This is a genomic window from Paraburkholderia graminis (genome assembly GCF_003330785.1).
Taxonomy (GTDB): Bacteria; Pseudomonadota; Gammaproteobacteria; order Burkholderiales; family Burkholderiaceae; genus Paraburkholderia; species Paraburkholderia graminis.
Genome location: NZ_CP024934.1, coordinates 1,560,990 through 1,579,436, shown reverse-complemented (window position 1 = coordinate 1,579,436; position 18,447 = coordinate 1,560,990). Strand labels below are relative to the sequence as shown.

At 66.7% G+C, this 18,447-nt stretch carries 13 protein-coding genes and 1 pseudogene; 7 read left to right on the top strand and 7 right to left on the bottom strand.

Features of this window, described 5'->3' with window-relative positions; genetic code table 11:
* Positions 1–195: 195 nt before the first annotated feature.
* Positions 196–1,098: a LysR family transcriptional regulator gene (locus CUJ91_RS07000; RefSeq protein ID WP_107708375.1), complete on the bottom strand. Its 903-nt coding sequence runs from the start codon at positions 1,096–1,098 to the stop codon at positions 196–198.
* Positions 1,099–1,506: 408 nt separating this feature from the next.
* Here CUJ91_RS07000 and CUJ91_RS06995 point away from each other — a divergent pair.
* Positions 1,507–1,902: pseudogene (locus CUJ91_RS06995) on the top strand (transposase); the annotation flags it as partial.
* Between the two features lie 383 nt (positions 1,903–2,285).
* Positions 2,286–2,540, top strand: coding sequence for a hypothetical protein (locus CUJ91_RS06990; protein WP_006052970.1), 255 nt, complete (start codon positions 2,286–2,288; stop codon positions 2,538–2,540).
* Between the two features lie 301 nt (positions 2,541–2,841).
* Here CUJ91_RS06990 and CUJ91_RS06985 read toward each other — a convergent pair whose 3' ends face one another.
* Positions 2,842–3,165 (bottom strand): hypothetical protein, encoded by a 324-nt coding sequence (locus CUJ91_RS06985; RefSeq protein ID WP_053857918.1) that lies wholly within the window; start codon positions 3,163–3,165, stop codon positions 2,842–2,844.
* A 267-nt stretch (positions 3,166–3,432) separates the two neighbouring features.
* On the opposite strand from CUJ91_RS06985, the gene CUJ91_RS06980 reads away from it, so the two are divergent.
* The 3 genes from CUJ91_RS06980 (at position 3,433) to CUJ91_RS06970 (ending at position 5,145) form a co-directional block, all read left to right on the top strand.
* Positions 3,433–4,152: a YdcF family protein gene (locus CUJ91_RS06980; RefSeq protein WP_181324916.1), complete on the top strand. Its 720-nt coding sequence runs from the start codon at positions 3,433–3,435 to the stop codon at positions 4,150–4,152.
* A gap of 257 nt (positions 4,153–4,409) precedes the next feature.
* Positions 4,410–4,655, top strand: a complete 246-nt coding sequence (locus tag CUJ91_RS06975) for a hypothetical protein (protein ID WP_006052973.1) — start codon at positions 4,410–4,412, stop codon at positions 4,653–4,655.
* A 232-nt stretch (positions 4,656–4,887) separates the two neighbouring features.
* Entirely contained in the window at positions 4,888–5,145 is a 258-nt protein-coding gene (locus CUJ91_RS06970; RefSeq protein ID WP_006052974.1) for a hypothetical protein, read from the top strand.
* Between the two features lie 115 nt (positions 5,146–5,260).
* Here CUJ91_RS06970 and CUJ91_RS06965 read toward each other — a convergent pair whose 3' ends face one another.
* The gene (locus CUJ91_RS06965) at positions 5,261–5,551 is read right to left on the bottom strand and encodes a putative quinol monooxygenase (RefSeq protein WP_006052975.1); all 291 of its coding nucleotides are present in this window, start codon (positions 5,549–5,551) and stop codon (positions 5,261–5,263) included.
* 604 nt (positions 5,552–6,155) lie between these two features.
* Here CUJ91_RS06965 and CUJ91_RS06955 point away from each other — a divergent pair.
* On the top strand, positions 6,156–7,466 hold the full coding sequence (locus tag CUJ91_RS06955; protein WP_107708514.1) for an EAL domain-containing protein: 1,311 nt from the start codon (positions 6,156–6,158) through the stop codon (positions 7,464–7,466).
* Here CUJ91_RS06955 and arfB read toward each other — a convergent pair.
* Positions 7,463–7,867, bottom strand: coding sequence for an alternative ribosome rescue aminoacyl-tRNA hydrolase ArfB (gene arfB / locus CUJ91_RS06950; RefSeq protein WP_029969227.1), 405 nt, complete (start codon positions 7,865–7,867; stop codon positions 7,463–7,465). The two genes, CUJ91_RS06955 and arfB, sit on opposite strands and share 4 nt — an antisense overlap.
* Positions 7,868–8,006: 139 nt before the next feature.
* Here arfB and CUJ91_RS06945 point away from each other — a divergent pair, with 139 nt between their 5' ends.
* Positions 8,007–8,648, top strand: a complete 642-nt coding sequence (locus tag CUJ91_RS06945) for a VC0807 family protein (protein ID WP_114156063.1) — start codon at positions 8,007–8,009, stop codon at positions 8,646–8,648.
* A gap of 94 nt (positions 8,649–8,742) precedes the next feature.
* Here CUJ91_RS06945 and CUJ91_RS06940 read toward each other — a convergent pair whose 3' ends face one another.
* Genes CUJ91_RS06940 through recC form a run of 3 tightly spaced genes read right to left on the bottom strand, consistent with a single transcriptional unit; the run spans position 8,743 to position 18,217 of the window.
* A complete protein-coding gene (locus CUJ91_RS06940) occupies positions 8,743–11,109 on the bottom strand; it encodes an AAA family ATPase (protein ID WP_114156062.1) in 2,367 nt (788 codons plus the stop codon).
* Entirely contained in the window at positions 11,106–14,807 is a 3,702-nt protein-coding gene (gene recB, locus CUJ91_RS06935; protein WP_107708380.1) for an exodeoxyribonuclease V subunit beta, read from the bottom strand. Before recB ends, CUJ91_RS06940 begins: the two co-directional genes overlap by 4 nt.
* Positions 14,804–18,217 (bottom strand): exodeoxyribonuclease V subunit gamma, encoded by a 3,414-nt coding sequence (gene recC, locus CUJ91_RS06930; RefSeq protein WP_114156695.1) that lies wholly within the window; start codon positions 18,215–18,217, stop codon positions 14,804–14,806. The genes recB and recC overlap by 4 nt, the downstream gene beginning before the upstream one ends.
* Between the last annotated feature and the right edge of the window lie 230 nt (positions 18,218–18,447).

The window sequence follows — 18,447 nt, the reverse complement described above, 5'->3', positions numbered from 1 at the left end:
TTATGAGAGGCGAGGTGTTGGGGCAAGGCATTGAGAACCTACTGCGGCCTTGGTATTGCGGGAACACCCGAAAGACCCGCCACGACGAATGCAACCCGCCGTGCGCCGGGCCACACCCTTCTGCCTCGGGCGACCGCACCGACCGCACCGACCGCACCCGCAATCGGGAGCTCAAAAGCATCCAGGCCCCCCTCCTCAAACCAGATCTTCCGCCCGCGCCGGCAGTTCGCGGATCAACTCCCACACCGCCTCGGCCGCCGGCGATAGCGAGCGGTCGCGCCGCCGCACCAGTTCGACCGTGCGCTCGGCCCGCGGCACGAGAGGACGCGCGGCAAGCGCAGCGCCCGCCGGCAACGGCAACGCGAGCCACGGCAGCACGCTCACGCCGATGCCCGCCTCGACAAGACCGAACACCGTCGCCGAATGCCCGAGCTCCTGCACCACCGTGGCGTTCACGCCGTGCTCGTGCATCACCGCGTCAATGAGGGGACGGCTCCCCGATGCGTAGTCGAGCATCACCAGCCGCTCGCCTTCGAGATCCGCCCACGCGACCTCCTTCTGGCGGGCAAGCGGATGATCGTCGCGCGAGACGAGGCAGAAGGAGTCGGTCATCAGCGATTCGCTCAGCAGATCGTCGGCGGCGAACGGCCCAATGATCACGCCGAAATCCACCTCGCCCGACTTCACCTTGCGCACCACGTCGCTCTGCACGTCGTCGCGCAAGCCGAGCGCAATGTGAGGAAAGCGCTCGCCGCACGACGCGAGCACGCCCGGCATCAACCGGCAGGCGATGGTCGGACTCGCGGCCACCACCACCCGTCCGCGCCGCTGCTCGCCGATTTCGCGGATCTCGCGCAGCGCGTCGTCCAGATCGCCGAGGAGCCGCGACACGCTCGAGACGAGATTCCCGCCGACGTCGGTGAGTTGCACCTCGCGCGTCGTGCGGTCGATCAGTTTGAGGCCGATTTCGCCCTCCAGCTCGCGCACGCAACGGCTCACCGCCGATTGCGTCAGCCCGACCTCCTCGCCCGCTCGGCTGAAGCTCTGCAGGCGCGCGACCTCGATGAAAACCCTTAGCTGGCGCAGCGTGACGTTCATTTCTTCGGCTCATCAATGGCATGTTTTGATGCGCATTGTACGCGCCGGCGCGCGGTGGCACGGGCTTTCGACGCACTCGTTGCAATGCAGCATTGAGGCGCAAACGCACGCCCTGCGGGCCTCGTTGCACAAGATTGGTGATTGTCCCGATTTGCGAGATGGGTTTTTTGGATTCTCATACGGCCCTAGCTAGCGCCCGCGCTGGCCCGCTGTTACGGGGCTTCGAGGCGGTTGGAGTCAACTTGGCATACATCCTGCATTGACATGCTCACAGGATCGGCGCCACGACTTCTGACCGCATGGCAGACCGTGGCAAACCCGACCCCCTTGGCACTCGCCTATCGAGTGCATGGAGAGTGCGCGGCGCGGGGCAGCGCACCGGAGTTAGCTTCGCTGAGGTGAAACATGATGCTGTTCGACGATTTGAGAGACAACGAGTGGGCGCTGGTCGAGGCGTTGTTCTGTGCGGAGCCTGCACGGAGCGAGCGTCGCGGTCGGCCGCGTGTCGAAGCGCGCGCGGTCGTCAACGCGGTGCTGTGGGTGCTGTCGACAGGCGAAGGCTGGTCCAAACTGCCGGGCCGCTATCCGTCGCCGCCGACTTGCCGCCGCCGTTTCGACGAGTGGCAAGCCGACGGCACGCTCGCCGAAATTGTGAAGCGACTCGGCACGAGCGGCCGCGAGATTTCGCTGCGCGGACGCATCGGCGCAACCGCAGCCAAGCCGCCCGCACCGCCGAGCCGCGACCGTCTGCGTGGCGCATTCTGGACCAATCCGGAATCGTGGCGCGCGCCGGTGAAGATGGCTTAAGCAACCTCGTTTTTCTCCGGGCGCCTGCGGGCGCCCGAAGCTTATCTGGACCCGCCCGGCGCACGCCCGGCGGCTTGTTCCCGACGGCCTCGTTTCCACGGAACTGGGCGGCCGCCACGGTTCACGTGGGCCGCTCGGCCCGCGTCTCCAGACGGTCGCCGGGGAGGCGGCAGTGCATCGGCAAGCCACCGCGCCGCTGGGCGCGCTCCTCCTCGCGTGTGCCGCCGCATTACGTGTCTCGAATCGAACACTCCCCGCAACCACTGAGTTGCGGGTGAAACATCCATTTACTATTACTTACAGCGTGCTTTCGTCCATCCGCATACCTTATACGTATGCAAACAGGCCTGGTAACCAGGGGGCTTGGACGGGAGCTCAGCATGAAACCAATGTCACTGCTTCTGTGCGGCATTGTGCTTTCATCAATGGCCGCATCGGCGCTTGCCCAACAGCGCCCGCAAGGCTGGAACTGGCGGCCCGACCGCACGGCTTCCGTCGAGGCCTGGCAGCGCAGCGCCGAGCGTGGCCGCAACTTCACGCCACCGGCGCCGCGGGGCGACTTGCGCGGCGATATCGCGAGCAATGTGCGCACGCGGCCCGAAGCGCCGCACGGCGACGCGCCGCGGCGCCGTTAACATGCGCGGCTTCGGTAGCTGCGCAGTGCGAACCGCAGCTCGCGCGAAGATCGGCGCGAGTCGCCGAAAGACAAGCGAATCTCGGGGAACCACGGCTATCCGTATCGGTCTGACTTAACGCCATTAGCACAGCGTGGCAGTAGTAATTCCGGTACGCCCGTATCCTTGCGATACGGGCTTTTTTTCGCCGGCGAGAAAGGGAAGAAACGAGAAGGACAACGACGGGCCGAACGCGCACACGCGTCGCGTGATTCGCGCTTGCGCGTCGCTCGACCAGCGGGATTGGCTAAATGCGGCGCAGCTAGGTGCGCGCTTCGAGCGGTGCGACGGCGTGCGTCTCGGCGGCAGCCAGGACGTAGTCGTTCATGCGCTGCACGGTCCAGGTCAGGCGGGTTTCGTCGTGTGAGAGCCGCGCAAATTCGGCGCGGCCGCGATCCGTGAGGACGGCGATGTCGACAGGAGCATGAAAGCCAGGCGCCGGCGCGACGGTACGTTGCCGAACAGTGTCCATCAGGCCGAGCGCGCGAAGATATTGGAAAACGCCCGGGCGCCTGGCCCACGGCACTTGACGATATTGCGCTCGCCGCAGCGCTTCGAGTACTGCTTCGTTGGAATACGTGGTCATCTCACTTCTTTCTTAAAGTGCAGCCATGACACATTTATGCCAACACGTCGCCGCGCCACCAGCGACGCGCCTGGCACCCGCCCATGGCTGGAAGCTGGCCGTAAGCACTACGGCCGAATTCCGCCAGGTGCTGCCTGGTCTAATGTTTCAGGACCCCCGTCAGAACGGCATGTTAGCGTTCTACCTACGAACCGACGATGCAACCGCTGCGGCGCGATAGCAGGCCCGAAGATTTAATCCCGAAAGACATACGTTACCCCATCTAAATTGATTCTATTCACTTTATTGGCGCTTTTTTTTGCAGCAATTGTTATATGGAAGCGCGCTCGACGGCCTCTCCTCTTTTGCACAATCGCCATTTTCTGGCTGCTTTCTGCCGGCTGGCTGACGGCTCCGCTCTTGAGCCTTGCGCAGCCGCAAGCGCAAACCAGCACGCCCGCCAGATTCGCGCCGCGCACCGCCATCGTCCTGCTCGGCGGCGGTACGGTGTACAACCGCGACAAGGTGCTCGTGCCGCCGCGCGAAGTGCTCGCGCGCATCGCGGTCAGCGCGAAAAACTACGCCGCATGCAAACGCAGCGCGACGGTCTGCAGCGTGATTGTCAGCGGCGGCAATCCGCAGCGGCATCCTGCAACCGAGGCCGACACCTATCTGCCCTACCTGCTGCGCGAACAGGTGCCGCGCTCGGACATCGTGCTTGAAAACCAGAGCCTCACGACATACGAGAACGCGCGCAACGTGTCGGCCATTGTGGGCCAGTCACGTTACGATTCCTTGATACTGGTCACGTCCGCGTATCACATGCCGCGCGCGATGCTCGACTTCAGACATTTCGGCCTCGAGCCGCAGCCGTTGATCTCGAGCGCGCGCCGCGCGCGCCTGGGCGTGCTGCCGCGCTACTCGAATCTGGCGAACGCTGAGATCGCGTTGCATGAACTGATCGGCATCGCGCAATATCACCTGTATAGCGCGATTGGCCTGTTCTGACATGGGTCTGACATGTGTCCGACATACGCGGCAGCGGCTTTGCTTAGCGATGCCAATCAATCTGACAGAGCGGCCTCGCTCGCGCGACAAGGACGCCGCATCTAAGCAACGCGCATCAAGAAGCCAGTAACAAGATGTAACCAATGGCGCGCGCGGTTACAAACCGTCCGCTGGAGCGGAGATTGCTGGCTAGAATGCACTGTCTCTCCGATGGATAGACAAGTACTCGGGTCCACAACCACTCTGCGGAGGTAGCAATGAAGAAAGTGTCCCTCGCGATTCTGATTTCTCTCGGTGCCCTATCCGGCGCGGCCTATGCGCAACAAGGCGGCGTCACGATGAGTACCGATCCGGCGCGGGCCGCCGACGTCGAGCAGCGCGCGCAAGATTTGCAAAACCGCCAGCAAACGATGGAAACCGCGCCCGCCGCGCCGATGAAGCATCACAAGGGCTCGCAGCATCATCACAAGAAGGGCGCGAAGGCCGACGCCTCGGGCTCCTGAGCGCAGTGCGCGGCCTTTGGTGAGAGCGGGCAACGCGGGCCATTTTGCCGACCCGCAGCAACGCCCCGCGGCCTCGCCGGCGCAGTGGAAAAGCCGAAGCCGGCAGCGCCGGTTCCGGCTTTTTTATTGTCCAATGGCCCGGCCGGCGCACGATGCCCGGTATGCTAAAGTCGCGCACCGACCGGCGCCTGCCGGAACCCTAACCCGTGCGCACCCTGGTGCGGAGGACAGCATGAGCAACATCCAGCTAGATATCGAATGGACTGAAGCAGCATCCCGCAAAATCGAAAAACTGATGCCGCGCGGCGGTCAGGAAGCGTTCCTTGCGCTGCCGCCCGTCGAATGCCTGCCGATGGAAGGCGACGTGCTGTTTCTCGGCCCGGACGGCAAGCAGCAACCGTTCATCGTCGCCGAGCGTCAGTATCATCACGATGGCGAGGCCGACTGGACGATCATTCTGATCCTCGACGTGCCGCAAGCCACGCATTGATGTGCGCGTCTAGCGGTGCGCGGCGCGCGCCGCGCTAGCCCACACCGCTGATCGCACGAAAACCGCACGATCAGCGCGTCGAACCGCCAGGCGCTCCGCGGAGCGCCCGGAAGACTTACAGAATTTTCGACACCACGCGAATCTCCGCGTGTTCGACCCAATCGGCCACCGCCTGCTTGTAGGCCGTGATGTGCGCCGACTTTGCGTGTGCGGCGAGCGCTTCCTGACTTGTCCAGCGCTCGAAAAAGACGAACCGGCGCGGCTCCTGCATGTCGCGGTGCAAATCGTACTGAAGCGCGCCCTGCTCTTTGCGTGTCGGCCCGACGATTCCTTCGAGCGCTTCGCGCAAGCGCTCTTCGTAACCGGGTTTCGCTACCGAAATGGCGACCACCGCGATCTCCGACATCTTGACTCTCCGTTTTTGCGAAAGCAGCAGCATACCCGCCACCCGCCGATGTTGCAGGCGGCCGCGCACCGCCGCCGCGCCGTTCGGCGTAGAAGCCGTCGAGCGCGCGAAGCTAACGTCTGAGCACCGTCGCCGCCTGGAGTTTGGCGGGCATTCACGGGCCGCCCTGATACCCTCGGCTCATGCAAGCTTGCAGATACCTCACGACGGCCCGCGGCCCGCCACAGCCGGCGCGCGGGGCGAAGCGATGCAAGCGCGCATCGCAGCGAACGCCGGCGAATCCACCGTGACACCGCGCGCGCCGCGCCGTTTGCCCGCGGCAACGCAAATGTCATGCGTTGCACGCGCGGTTCGCGCCTCTGTGACAGCCCGCACATTCATGCGAAATGCAAGCTGCTAGACTCAATTTGACCACTCCGCCGGAGTCCCGCATGGCTGGCACCGCTCTCCGCGTTCCAGGGTTCGATCCGGTCCGCCGTGCGGGTGCTCCGGTTGAGTATTCCGTTGCGCATCCGCCGCGCGCCGAACTCGCGCGCGTGCCCCGCCACCCGATTGCCGCGATGCCACCATGTCCGCTCTCATGCCCGCCGTTATGCCCGCCGTTATGCCGTCCGTCAGCGAACTGAGTCTGAGCGGCCTGCTTCCGCATCTGGTCCGCGACGAGTCCGGCTGGACGGCGACGTGGCGCGCGCTCACGCTGCACAGCGTGTTTCAGCCGGTGCTGTCGGTCACGCATCAATGCGTGGTCGGCTACGAGGCGCTGCTGCGTGCATTCGATCCGGTCGGTTTGCCGGTGTCGCCGGAAGTGCTGTTCTCGGGCACGCGCTCGGCGGCCGACGCGCGCGAGCTCGACCGCATCGCGCGTTGCCTGCACGTCGCGAATTTCATGGAGCAACGCGTCGCGAGCGGCTGGCTCTTTCTGAACACGCGGCCGCAGGTGTTCGAAACCGGCTGGCCGCAGCGGACGTTCATCGACGAACTGTCCGCGCATTTCGGCTTGCCGCAGGAGCGCATCGTGATCGAGGTGCTCGAGCAGCCCGCCGATGACGAATCCGCCGTCGCCAGCATGCTCGCCGCTTCGCAGCCGCGCGACTTCCTGATTGCAATCGACGACTTCGGCACCGGTTTCTCCAATTTCGATCGCGTCTGGCGCTTCCGGCCGGACATCGTCAAGCTCGACCGGTCGCTCGTCGCGCGCGCGGGCAAGCGCGAGGGCGACGACTCGATGATCGGTCACCTGATCGCGATGCTGCATCAGTCCGGCACGCTGGTGCTTGCCGAGGGCGTCGAAACGGACGAGGAGCTGATGATCCTGATGCAGGCCGACGTCGACTTCGTGCAAGGCTTCTGGCTTGGCCAGCCGAACGGTTCGATCGAGGCCGCCGTCGCGAGCGTGCCGGCACAGATCGAGTCGATGTGGGGCAAGTTCGCGGACTACGAGCGCGCGCACGCGCGCCACAAGCAGCTCGGCTTCGAAGGTTTCGCGGAAGCCGTCACAGCCGCCGCCGACGCATACCGGAACACCGGCGATCTGGATCAGGCGGCGCAGAAAGTGTGGCATCTGAGCGAGGCGCGCCGCGTGTTCATCACCGACGAGCACGGTCAGCAGACCCAGGCATCCGTCACGGCCGCGTCGGTGCCGCTGCCCGAACTGCGGCTCGCGCCGCTCACGAGCAGCGCGCGCAGCAACTGGTCGCGGCGCGCCTATCTGAAACACGCGCTCGCCGCCCGCGGACGCGTCGCGATGATGGGTCCGCACTACTCGCTCGCCGACGGCGACGACTGCTACACCGCCGCGCTCGCGTTCGAGCGTGACGGCAAGACGCACGTGCTGTGCGTCGACTTCGTGCCTGCTGGGTCTGCCGGGCCTGCCGGCTCCGTTGCAGGACCGCGCGCCGGCGGACGGGCTCGCTAATCGTCGATCCGGCCACGGCCGGCCTTGATCTCGCCGCGCCGCGTTTTGCTCTCGAGACGCCGCGTATTCGATGCGCGCGTCGGCCGCGTTGCGACGCGCGGCTTGCGCGTCACGCTGACGCTTTCCACCAGTTCGTCGAGCCGCGCGAGCGCCGCCGCGCGGTTCAGATCCTGCGTCCGATGCTCCTGAGCCTTGATGACCACGACGCCGTCACGCGTGATGCGGCGATCGGGCAACGCAAGCAGGCGCATCTTCAGCACCTCGGGCAGCGACGAAGCGCGCACGTCGAAACGCAACTGAATGGCGCTCGATACCTTGTTGACGTTCTGACCGCCGGCGCCCTGCGCACGAACCGCGGTCAACTCGACTTCGTTCAACGGAATGGGATAGCGGGATGTCATGGCGCTCAAAGTGTACACAGCCGCGCGATGCGGCGCGCGTCGGGGGCGGGTGAAAACCGGCGTGCGAGTTGATCCGGCGCCGCGCAATCGTCGATACTGGGCGCTGTCTCTTTCCCTTTCTCCTTCGACGGATCTTTGCATGAAGCTTCGTTCCGGTTTTGTGGCCGAACTGGCCGTCAATTTCGTGTTGCCCTGGCTCGCCTATCGGCTGGCCCTGCCGCATCTTGGCGAAACGCGCGCGCTGCTCGCCTCCGCCGCGCCGCCCGTGATATGGAGTCTCGTCGAACTGGCGCGGTTTCGCCGCGTCGACGCACTCAGCGTGACGGTCGTTGCCGGCATCGTGCTCTCGGTCGGCGCGATGGCGCTCGGCGGCAGCCCTCGCATGTTGCTGTTGCGCGAGTCGCTCGTGTCCGGCGCTGTCGGCGTGGCCTTCCTGCTGTCGCTCGGCATGCGCCGGCCGCTGATTTTCTACCTTGCGCGCGCGACCGTCGCCCGCGAGATGGAAGGCGGTGCGCAACGCTTCGAAGCGCTATGGCGCGAGCGTCCCGCGGTGGTCAGCAGTATGCGGCTGATGACCGTTGTATGGGGCGTCGGGCTCACCGCCGAAATGGTGCTGCGAGCATGGCTGGCAATGGCCTGGCCGATCGAGCGGTTTCTCGCGATGTCGCCGTTCATCGGCTACGGCATCTACGGAGCGTTGGCTCTGTGGACGCTGCACTATCGCCGGACGATGCGCAGGCGCGCGGAGGAACCGGTCGAAGCGGCGCCGAGCGCGAGTTGAGACGACGTGGCGGCTGTGGGTGTGATTGCTGTGTGCGGCGCGAAGCACCGAGCACAGCGCATCCCTCGCTTTTCACACCGATGCACCGCTACTGCTAACGCCCCCGCGAAGCCTCCGCAATTCTCGCGGCAAGCCCCGAGTCGCGCTGCGTCGGCGTGGCGATCGCTTGCGCCAGCACCGCGCGCGCCCCGATCACCTCGACCCGTTCACGAGCGCGCGTGATCGCCGTATAAACCAGTTCGCGCGACAACACCCTGCTGAATGCGGACGGCAGCATCAGAACCGCATGCTCGAACTCCGAGCCTTGCGACTTGTGCACCGTCAGCGCGAACGCGGTGTCGTGCGGCGGCAGCGCGGCGGGCGACACGGCTCGCAGACCGCCGTCGCCGGTGCGAAAATAGACCCGCAGCGCACCGCCCGCGCCCGGCAGCGCAATGCCGATGTCGCCATTGAAAAGCCCCAGCGCGTAGTCGTTGCGCGTGACCATCACCGGCCGCCCGGCAAACCACTGCGCACCGACTGCGAGCGTGACGCCGGCCACGCGCCGCACCTGCGCCGCCATCAGCGCGTTCACCTGATCGACGCCGCGCGCGCCGGAGCGCGTCGCGCACAAAACACGGAAGCGATTGAGCGCGTCGAATAGCGGCAACGGGTTCGGCGTCGCCTCGGCGAGCGCTGCGGCCAGCGCTCGCGCATAAGGCGCGAAGCCGGCGGCGAGGCGCTCGACGGTGCGCTCGGTCAGCGTCGCCTGCGCGTCTTCGTGAAGCACGGCCGCAGCTTGCGTCGCGTCGGCGAGCAGCACGTCGAGCGCGGCGCTCGCCGCGCCATTGCGAATCGCCAGCGACAGGCGGCCGATCGGCGATTCGAGCCCGAACCGATAATTGCGCTCGAGCCACACGACGCAATCCGCGAGTGGGCTTGGCGGCTGCTGAGCGGCCGGCGCGGGGCGCAAGTTGTTGCTGGAGACGTCGGCGTCAAAGAGATCCGCATTGACTGGCTCGCGGGCGGAACGGGCCGCAACGGGCTCGTGGAAAACGTCGTCTTCGGGGCCGCGGAAAAGATCGGGGACGTCATCGCCATCGCTGTCGGGCAAGTGCGAGCCTTTCGTGAAACGCCCGGCGTCCGCGTCGATGTCCTGCGCGACTCGCGGCAGCGACCGAACCAGCCGCGCCTCGTCAATGCCCAAAGCGCCGGCAATCCGCTTCAACCCTTGCGCGGTAAAAGTCGGCTGGGCGCTCAATTCCGCGAACACGGCGCCGGCCTCGACCGCCGCGAGCTGATCCTTGTCGCCGAGCATCACGAGCCGCGTATGCGGTGCAATGGCGTCGAGCAGATGCGCGGCCATCGCGACGTCGATCATCGACGCCTCGTCGATCACGACGACGTCATACGGCAATGGATTATCCCGATGATGCCGGAAGCGCCCGCCCGGCCCCGAGCCGAGCAGACGATGCAACGTATACGACGTCTGCGGCAAACGCGCGGCCAGCTCGGGCGGCAGATCTCCGGCGCGCGCGAGCAGGGCTTCCTGCATGCGCTGCGCCGCCTTGCCGGTAGGCGCCGCCAGCGCGATCCGCAAATCGGCGCGCGTATCGAGCAGACACGCGAGCACGCCGACCACGGTCGTCGTCTTGCCCGTGCCCGGGCCGCCGCTGACAATCGTGAGCCGTCCCGACAGCGCCATCACGGCAGCCACGCGCTGCCAATCGACCTGGTCGTCCTTCGGCGGGCCGAAGTAGCGTAGGAGACGTTCGTTGAGCGTTTGGGTGTCGTCGGCGTTGGTGGAGGCGTTGGAGGAGGCGTCGGTGATCGCGCCAGTGGCTGCGCCAGTGGCTGCGTCGGTGGCTGCGTCGGTGGCTGCGTCGGTGGCTGCGTCGGTGGCTGCGTTGGAGGTGGCGTCGGCATCGCCGCCCGCCACCTTTCTTGCACCGACCGCCTCGTCGCTGCGCGCACCGCCCGCTGGGCCGGAACGCCCGACGAGCCACGGCGCCGCGGCATCGGAAAAACGGTGAGCCGCGCCCGCATGCGCGACCAGCGCCCGTGCGAGACGCCGTTCGTAATCGTAGTAGCGCGCGAGGTACAGCCGCCCTTGTCCGTCGATAACAAGCGGCCGCAGCGCCGCAGCGCCGCTCGCGCCATCGCTCGCCATGCCGCTCGCGAACAGCGCTGCGCGTACCTCGGCAGCGGACGCCTCGAAGCGCTGCGCGAGCGACGCAAGCGGCACGCACACGTGCCCTTCCGCGGTCGCGCGACTCGCGGCGAAAGCAGCGCGCGCCGCCCACTTGACCGCGTCGCCGGATGCGCCGCCGCGTCGCGCCAATGCGCCAATGCGGCGCGCGAAACCTTCCGCGAGCGCAATGCTGAAATCAGCCGGCGCAGGCAGATTGACGCCGATGTCTTCGAGTTGCAACGACGGCACCGACGCCAACGGCACCGATGCGTCCCGATCGAACGTGCTCATACGCCGCCGCCGATCATCGCCGCGTCGAGCAACGCGACCAGTTCGAACGACGGCCGTCTGGCATGCACGCCGGCCGGCCCTTCCGCGTCGCGCCAATGCGGACGCACGCCGCGCACGAACAGATACAGATAGCCGCCGATATGCGCGTCGTACGAATAATCGCGCAACCGCGTCTTCAGATAGCGATGCAGCGCGACCGTATAAAGCAGCGCCTGGAGGTGGTAAGCATGGCTCGCCATCGCGGCTTCGAGCGGCACGGCCGAGTAGTCTTCGGCGGTCTCGCCCAGATGGTTCGACTTCCAGTCGACGATCCAGAAACGCCCGTCGTGTTCGACGATCATGTCGATGAATCCTTTGACGAAACCGCGCAGCGCGCCCGGCTCCAGCGCTACATCTGGATAGCCGTGCTCGATCAGCAACGCGCGCAGCGCGGCGAAATCGAGCGAAGGCGCGGCGAACAGAAATTCGAGCTCGTTCAGACGCCGCCGTGGATCGAGTTGCGCGAGCGTCATGCCGGGCACGAGTTCCGTGCTCACCACGTCCTCCAGCAGCTTATGCATCATCGCCGGCAAACGCGGCGCGAGGTCCGGCGACGCCGGCGCGGGACGCTCGCGCAACGCACCGCGAATCGCGTCGGGCCACGTGCACGGATGGCTGAAATCCGCCAGTTCGAACATCCGGTGCAGGCACTCGCCGGCCGCGGCACCGCGCGGAAACGCGAGAATATCGTCGGCGGCAAGCGAGGATACTTGCAGCGCAGGCGCGGCTGCCAACAACGTCGGCGCCGCGGCCAGCACATCGGCTATCTCGTCGTGATCGGGACGCACTTCCTCCAGCGGCGCTTGCGCCTCTTCGGCCTTGTCGCCCGCGGCGATCAGACCGCTAAAGCTCGCCATGCGCCACTGATCGCGTAAAGACCGGCGATGGCTCCGAGCGCGTTTCCGCGCGCCGCTTTCCTGCATGCTCTCGAGCGGCCTGCGGCGCTCCACCTTCGGCAGCGGCTGCAATGCGATCGGACCGCCCGCCAGCGCTTGCCAGCGCGCGGACAACGCCGCTTCGTCCGGCGGATCGGCGAGCCAGTCGTCGAATTCGTAGCCGCTGCCGGCCACCAGCCAGTTCAACACGCTGCGCCGCGACTCTTTCGTGGAACGCGACGACAGGTAGGTGCCCGCCACGAGATAACAGCGATACACCGCACGCGTCAGCGCGACGTAGACGAGCCGCGCCCGCTCGGCCGCCTGCTCGCGCGCCGCGTGACGGGCCGCGCGTTCCGCCTCTTCGTCGTCGCAGCCGTAATGCAGTACCGCGTCGCCGCCCGGATCGTGATATTCGCGTGCATCCGGCAAACCCGACGACGGCGGTTCGCGCAATCCGCCGTCATTCAGAAATGGGCAGAACACGACTGCATATTCGAGTCCTTTCGACTTGTGCACGGTGACGATCTGCACGAGATTGCGGTCGGACTCGAGCCGCAACTGCGCTTCCTCGCCGCCGCCCTGCGTCCGCTGCGCGGCAAGCCAGCGCAAGGTCGGCGCGATGCCCGGCTGCGTGGCCGCGCGCGCCTGCACGAGTTCGGCAAGATGGTTGACGTTGGTGAGACGTCGCTCGCCGTCCGGCGCGGCGACGAGCCGTTGTGCGATCCGCAGTTCGCGCATCAGCGTGCGCCACATGACGGCAAAGCCGCGCTCGTGCCAGAGCATGCGATAGCGCGAAAACCGCTCGACCCAGCCCATCGCGTCGGCGGCGTGCGCGGGATCGTCGGCGACAGCGGGCGCGTCGGCGACCTGCTCCAAACGCCACAGCGCCGCAGCATCGAGCCCGAGCCAGTCGGTCGCGAGCGCGGCGCGCAGACGGCGCAAGTCGCCGGGCGTATCGACGGCGGCCAGCACGCGCTCGATCTGCTCGGCGTCGAGCGTCGCGAACACCGACGCCTGCGCCAGTTCCACACTGCCGACGCCCCACGCCGCCAGCACGCGTTTGATGAGGCTGCCCTGCTTGTGCGTCTGCACGAGCACCGCGATATTGCCCGGCGCAAGCGGCGCGTCGCCGATCGTCACGGTGCCCTCGCGCGCGCCGCGCAACAGCCGGACGATTTCGGCCGCGCACGCTTCGCTCGCTTCGCGCTGAGCCTCGCGCTTGGTCAACGCCTGCTCGCCCGGTGGCAAGGTCCAGATGCAAAAGTCGCCGCCGCTCGCATCGAGATCGGAGAACGGCGGCCTGCGCCGTTCGCCCGCGCGCACCGGCTGATAGTCGAGCCCTTCGAGCACGAAGGCCTGCGGGTTCGCCTCGAACACGCGATTGCAAGCGTCGACGATGGGCGCCGTGGACCGCTGATTGACGGCCAGCGTATAACGCGCCGAAGCCGACGCGCGCGCCGCCAGATACGTATGCAGATCGGCCGCGCGAAAACTGTAGATGGCCTGCTTCGGATCGCCGACCAGAAAGAGCGGCCCGGCCGGCGCGAAAATGCGGCTGAAGATCGCGAACTGCAGCGGATCGGTGTCCTGAAACTCATCGATCAAAGCGGCGGGATAACGGGCGCGCAACGCATCGGCTAGCCACGGATGCGCGGCCAGCGCACGGTACAAATTCGACAACAGATCGTCGAACGAAACGACGCGGCGCGTGCGCTTGCGCGCGACCAGTTCGGCGGGCGCATGATCGAGCCAGGTTTGCACGATCGCGAGCCAGCGCGCGCGTTGCGCCGCTTCCGCCGCGACGACGGCCGCGGCGAGCGCTTCCGCGTGTTCAAAAAACGCGTGTTGCGGCGGATCCAACTTGACCTTCGTGGCCTTCTTCAACGCCGAGGCCGTCAGTTTCAGCGCGGCCCGCGGCGGCGGCGCATGGCAATCGCCTTGCGCGAAGTACTCGGTCCATGCGGCAATCGCGGCGCTCACGTGATCGGGCTTGTGTGTGGTCTTGCTCAAGCGGTCCTGTGCCTCGGCGAGCAGGCTGACGATCGCATCGCGCTCGGCATGCCACAACTCGCAGGCGGCGTCGAAACCGGCTTGCGGATCGGCGCTCGCGTCGGCGCTCATGCTTCCCCAGCGCAATTGCGCCAACGGCTTCTTCAGGCGCCGCGCGAGTTGTTCGTCGAGCGATGCGGGCCCGGCGCGTCTCGCCACCAGCCATGCGGCGAATGAGGGATGCGCATGCGCGACGGGCTCGACCTGCTCGCGCCAGAAATCGGCGGCCATTTCGAAGCGGAGTGCGGCGTCGTCGGCTTCCATCTCGAAGGCGAACGGCATGGCGGCAGCAAACGGCGCCTCCTGAAGCGCGCGCTGGCAGAACGCGTGAATCGTGTGGATGGCCGCCTGATCGAATGTGCGCAGCGCGCGGCGCACGACCTTCAGCGCGGTCTCGCGGTCGATGCCGCGCTCCGGCGCAAGCGTCGTTTCGAAGAGCCGGCGGATAAACGGATCGCCGCCGTCGTCGTCAAGTTCGATCGCGCGATGCAGTTCCGCGAGCCGGCCGCGAATGCGCTCGTGCAGTTCGGCGGTCGCGGCCTTCGTGAAGGTTACGACGAGAATCTGATCGGCGTTCAGGTTCTTCTCGAGCAGCAAGCGCACATACAGCGCGCAGATGTTCCACGTCTTGCCGGTGCCCGCCGAGGCTTCGATCTGATTGACGCCGTCGAGCGAACACGCGAAGACGTCAAGCTCCTCAGCCGCCAGCGTATGACGATGCAGCGCGCTCATGACGTGCTCCGCAGATGCTGCATCAACGGCTTGAACACGATCGACGCGAGGCTGCCGAACGGTTCGTCGAGCGTGAGCGGCGTGCCTCGCAGCGCGATGCGCAAGGCCGGGTCGTCGGACTCGCCGCGCACGCGGTCGTTGATCCACACGCCCTGCGCTGCGGAATCGCTTTCGCTGACTTTGGCCCACGCGCTCTTCGGGAACAAGCGCAGCGGCAATCTGCGCCCTGCCCTGAACAGCGCGGCGAGCGGCGCGAGTTGATCGAGCGGCGCGGCGACCGGCGCAAGCTCGAAGCTCTCGCCGCTGCCGTGCCAGACGGTGCGGCGCGGACCGTCCGGCCAGGCCGCGCAATAAGCCAGATGCGCGAGCCATGCCGACAGATAGTCGCGCGCGGTGGGTTTGGCGTAGCGAAAAATCACTTGTCCCGTATCGGTCAGCAGGTTCAACGTGCCGTGCAATTGCAACGGCGCTTCGGCGGCTTCGCGAAGCGCTTCGTCATGCGAGCCGAACAGGTCGCCGGCGATGTCCGCAGCGTCCGGCCAGCGCGGCGCGATGTCGAGCACGAACGGCAAGCGCTCGATGCCCGACGCCACTTCGCGGCGCACGCTGTCGGCCAACTGGCGCAGCGCGCCCAGTTCGCGCGCGCGCCACACCGCGCCGGTCGCGCCTCCTGGCAATTCGGGACTCGCCTCGGCGACACGCCGCACGCGGTCGAACATGAGATCGCCGTCTTCGTCGTCCGTGTCGAGCAGTACCGGCAACAGACGCCCGGCCAACGCGTCGCGACCGGCGTAGTCGAGTTCGAACGGCTCGGTGTCGAGCAGTTCGGCCTGCGCGTCGGACAACACGATGCCGAGGCGATCGCGCAGCACTGCTCGCGCCGGATGACGCCAGAAACGCACGAAATCGTCGAACGCGACAGGCGCGGCGTCTTCGGGCGGCAAGGGCTGGTCGAAGAACGGCGCGGCGGTTTTCTGCTGCGGCGCGGCCAGCAAGGTCGCGAGTTCCGCGCGATCGGCGTCGTAGGTGAAAAGCTCGGGCTGCGCGGCGAAGTACTCCGACGCGAACGCCTGCAACGGATGATCGACAATGAACGCGCGGCGCGCCTCGTCAACCTCCGCGGGACTCGCGCCCTCGCCCGCCGACACTTGCGCGAGATAGTCGAGCAGTTCGTCGACGAGCGCGGCCGGCGGCAACGGTGCGTTGTCGCGAATGCTACGTCCCGTGTACGCGATAAAGAGACGGCTGCGCGCGGCGAGCAGCAGATCGAGAAACAGATTGCGCTCGTCGTCGCGGCGCTGGCGGTCGCCGGCTTTGCCGAACGCGGCCATCAGATCGAACTCGTCGGCACGCGCGAGACTCGGCAGCACGCCGTCGTCCATGCCGAGCAGACACACCACGCGGTAGGGCAAGCCACGCAAGCTCGTCAGCGATGAAAACGTCACGCTGCCCCAAGGCACGCCGCCACGCGCCGGGTCGTCGAGCGCTTCGGTGAGCGCGCCGCGCACGACCGCGGCGGGCAGCGTGACCTCCTGCGCGCCGGCCTGCATCGCGTCGCTCATCTTGTCGATCGCGTCTCGCACGGCGGAGAGCGACTCGGCGAACTGGACGCCGCCGTCAAAACATTGAGCAAGCGTTTCGAGCAGCAACTGCGTCCATTCGGCGGGCGTCTGTTCGCTCGCGCAGCGGCTCGCGAAGCTGTCCACGTCGTCGACGAAACGCGACAGACGGCCGAGCAGTTCGGCGTCCGAGCCGCCCGCGCCCTCGACGGGCAGCCACGCATCCACCGGCTCGCCGCCGTCGGGCATCGCATAGCCGAGGTACAGGCGCGTCAACGCATCGGCAAACGTGTGACGCGCGACCGGCACGTGTTCGCCGCTCGGCTCGGCAGGCGACAGCCCGCGCCGCGCGCCGGCCGCCGCGAGCCATTCCTGCGCGGCTTCGAGCGAACCCGCGTCGATGCCGTAACGCACCGCAACCGCGTCGACGCGCAACCATTCGATCAGGTCCGGCGCGCCGACGCTGCGCTCGGGCAACGCGAGCCAGTCGAGCAAGAGACGCGCGACGGGATTGGCCTGCGAAGGCGGCAAGCCGGTGATCCGATACGGAATGCGGCGCGTGTCGCCAGCCGGCGTGGTGCCGAACACGGCGTCGATCAGCGGACCGGCGGCGGCCAGATCGGACACGGCGACGAGCACGTCAGACGGTTCCAGGTTGTCGAACTCGTCGAACCAGCCAAGCAGACGATCGTGCAGCACTTCGAGCTGCCGCGAGAGGCTATGGCACACATGAACTTCGATGCCGTGCTCGTACGGCAACTCGTCCGCCTGCGTCTCGGAACGCAGATCGAGAATGCTGTTTTGCACGGCGGCGAGCCAGCTCGGTTCGGGATTCTCCGTGAACTCGCCCGTCTCGCCCGAAGCCGCGCTTTCGGTGAGTTCGTGCAGCATGTGCAACTGCGCCTGCGTCTGACGACCCCATTCGGCCAGCAGCGGATGACCCACTTCCTGATAGTCCAACTGCCCTGCCGCGTCGAGCGCCTGAACGCGGCCTTCGCTCACCACGTCGAACCAGAATTCGCGGCACGGGTTCATCACGTACAGACGCACGTCGACCCAACGCGATAGCGCGCGCAGCAACGCGACGTGCAATGGCGGCATGGTGGGCAGCGCGAACACGCTCACCGCTTCGGGCCACCTGGCGTTGGCAATCGCGTCGAGATCCAGCGTGCCGATTTCGTCGAGGAAACGATAGGCGGGCGGCAGCGCGGCTGCGGGCGCTTGTGCCCCCCCGGCACCCCCGGCACCCCCCGCGTCCCCGGCTTCCCCGGCGAGTTCGGTCAGCACCGCGCGCCACAGCGCCGCCTGCCATCGCTCATCTTCGCGCGCTGCCTCGCTTGCGCCGACGAGGCGCGGGCCCGTGTCGTCCGCTGCACCGCTCGCGAAAATCGAACCGCCCTTCTGCCATTGCAACAGCCACTCCGGCCGATAGGTCAGATAGTGATCGAGCACGGTCGCCACACGGCGCGCGAGTTCATAGCGCATGGACGGATCGGCCGCATCGAGATACGCGCGAAGACGCGGCGACGCATTCCACGGCAAGGCTTCGTTCGAATCGCCGAGCAAACGATAACAACGCCACACGAGCCGGTCCGGCGCGAACGGCGAATGCCGCGGCACCTCGATCACGCCGCCGATTTGCGCCCACAGCCATTGCGCGAGATAGCCGAAGCTGACGTTCGCGCACACGCCCTGGCGCGCCGCGATGTCCAGTTCGAGCCGCCGCCGCACAGCAGCGCTCGGCACGATCACGGGCTGCGCGGTCCAGGGATCGGACGGCGCTTGCGCGAGATCGTCGAGCAGCGCGCCGACGAGCGTTTCATAACGGTTCGAATAGAAGAGCTGGAGCATGGGTCCTGACAACGCGATGGGGCTTTGCCGCATTCGCGACGAACGCGCGAAGCTCGGCAGACATTGAAGCGACAGCATAACAAAGCCGCTCGCGGCGCAGAACCCGCCCGAATCGGGGAGGTCAGATCAGACGCAAAATCAGTTAGACTCGTCGGCAGTTTTGGGCTGTCCAAGTTGCGCCCGAAGTTGTATCCGAAGTTGTGTCCTCAACCGCTTTTTGTCAGTGAATG

Bases quoted from the DNA above. Each gene is read 5' to 3' on its own strand.
- CUJ91_RS06965 (WP_006052975.1), bottom strand. From the start codon at position 5,551: ATGTCGGAGATCGCGGTGGTCGCCATTTCGGTAGCGAAACCCGGTTAC.
- CUJ91_RS06985 (WP_053857918.1), bottom strand. From the start codon at position 3,165: ATGACCACGTATTCCAACGAAGCAGTACTCGAAGCGCTGCGGCGAGCG.
- recC (WP_114156695.1), bottom strand. From the start codon at position 18,217: ATGCTCCAGCTCTTCTATTCGAACCGTTATGAAACGCTCGTCGGCGCG.
- CUJ91_RS06970 (WP_006052974.1), top strand. From the start codon at position 4,888: ATGAGCAACATCCAGCTAGATATCGAATGGACTGAAGCAGCATCCCGC.
- CUJ91_RS06945 (WP_114156063.1), top strand. From the start codon at position 8,007: ATGAAGCTTCGTTCCGGTTTTGTGGCCGAACTGGCCGTCAATTTCGTG.
- CUJ91_RS06955 (WP_107708514.1), top strand. From the start codon at position 6,156: ATGCCGTCCGTCAGCGAACTGAGTCTGAGCGGCCTGCTTCCGCATCTG.
- CUJ91_RS06975 (WP_006052973.1), top strand. From the start codon at position 4,410: ATGAAGAAAGTGTCCCTCGCGATTCTGATTTCTCTCGGTGCCCTATCC.
- CUJ91_RS07000 (WP_107708375.1), bottom strand. From the start codon at position 1,098: ATGAACGTCACGCTGCGCCAGCTAAGGGTTTTCATCGAGGTCGCGCGC.
- arfB (WP_029969227.1), bottom strand. From the start codon at position 7,867: ATGACATCCCGCTATCCCATTCCGTTGAACGAAGTCGAGTTGACCGCG.
- CUJ91_RS06990 (WP_006052970.1), top strand. From the start codon at position 2,286: ATGAAACCAATGTCACTGCTTCTGTGCGGCATTGTGCTTTCATCAATG.
- recB (WP_107708380.1), bottom strand. From the start codon at position 14,807: ATGAGCGCGCTGCATCGTCATACGCTGGCGGCTGAGGAGCTTGACGTC.
- CUJ91_RS06940 (WP_114156062.1), bottom strand. From the start codon at position 11,109: ATGAGCACGTTCGATCGGGACGCATCGGTGCCGTTGGCGTCGGTGCCG.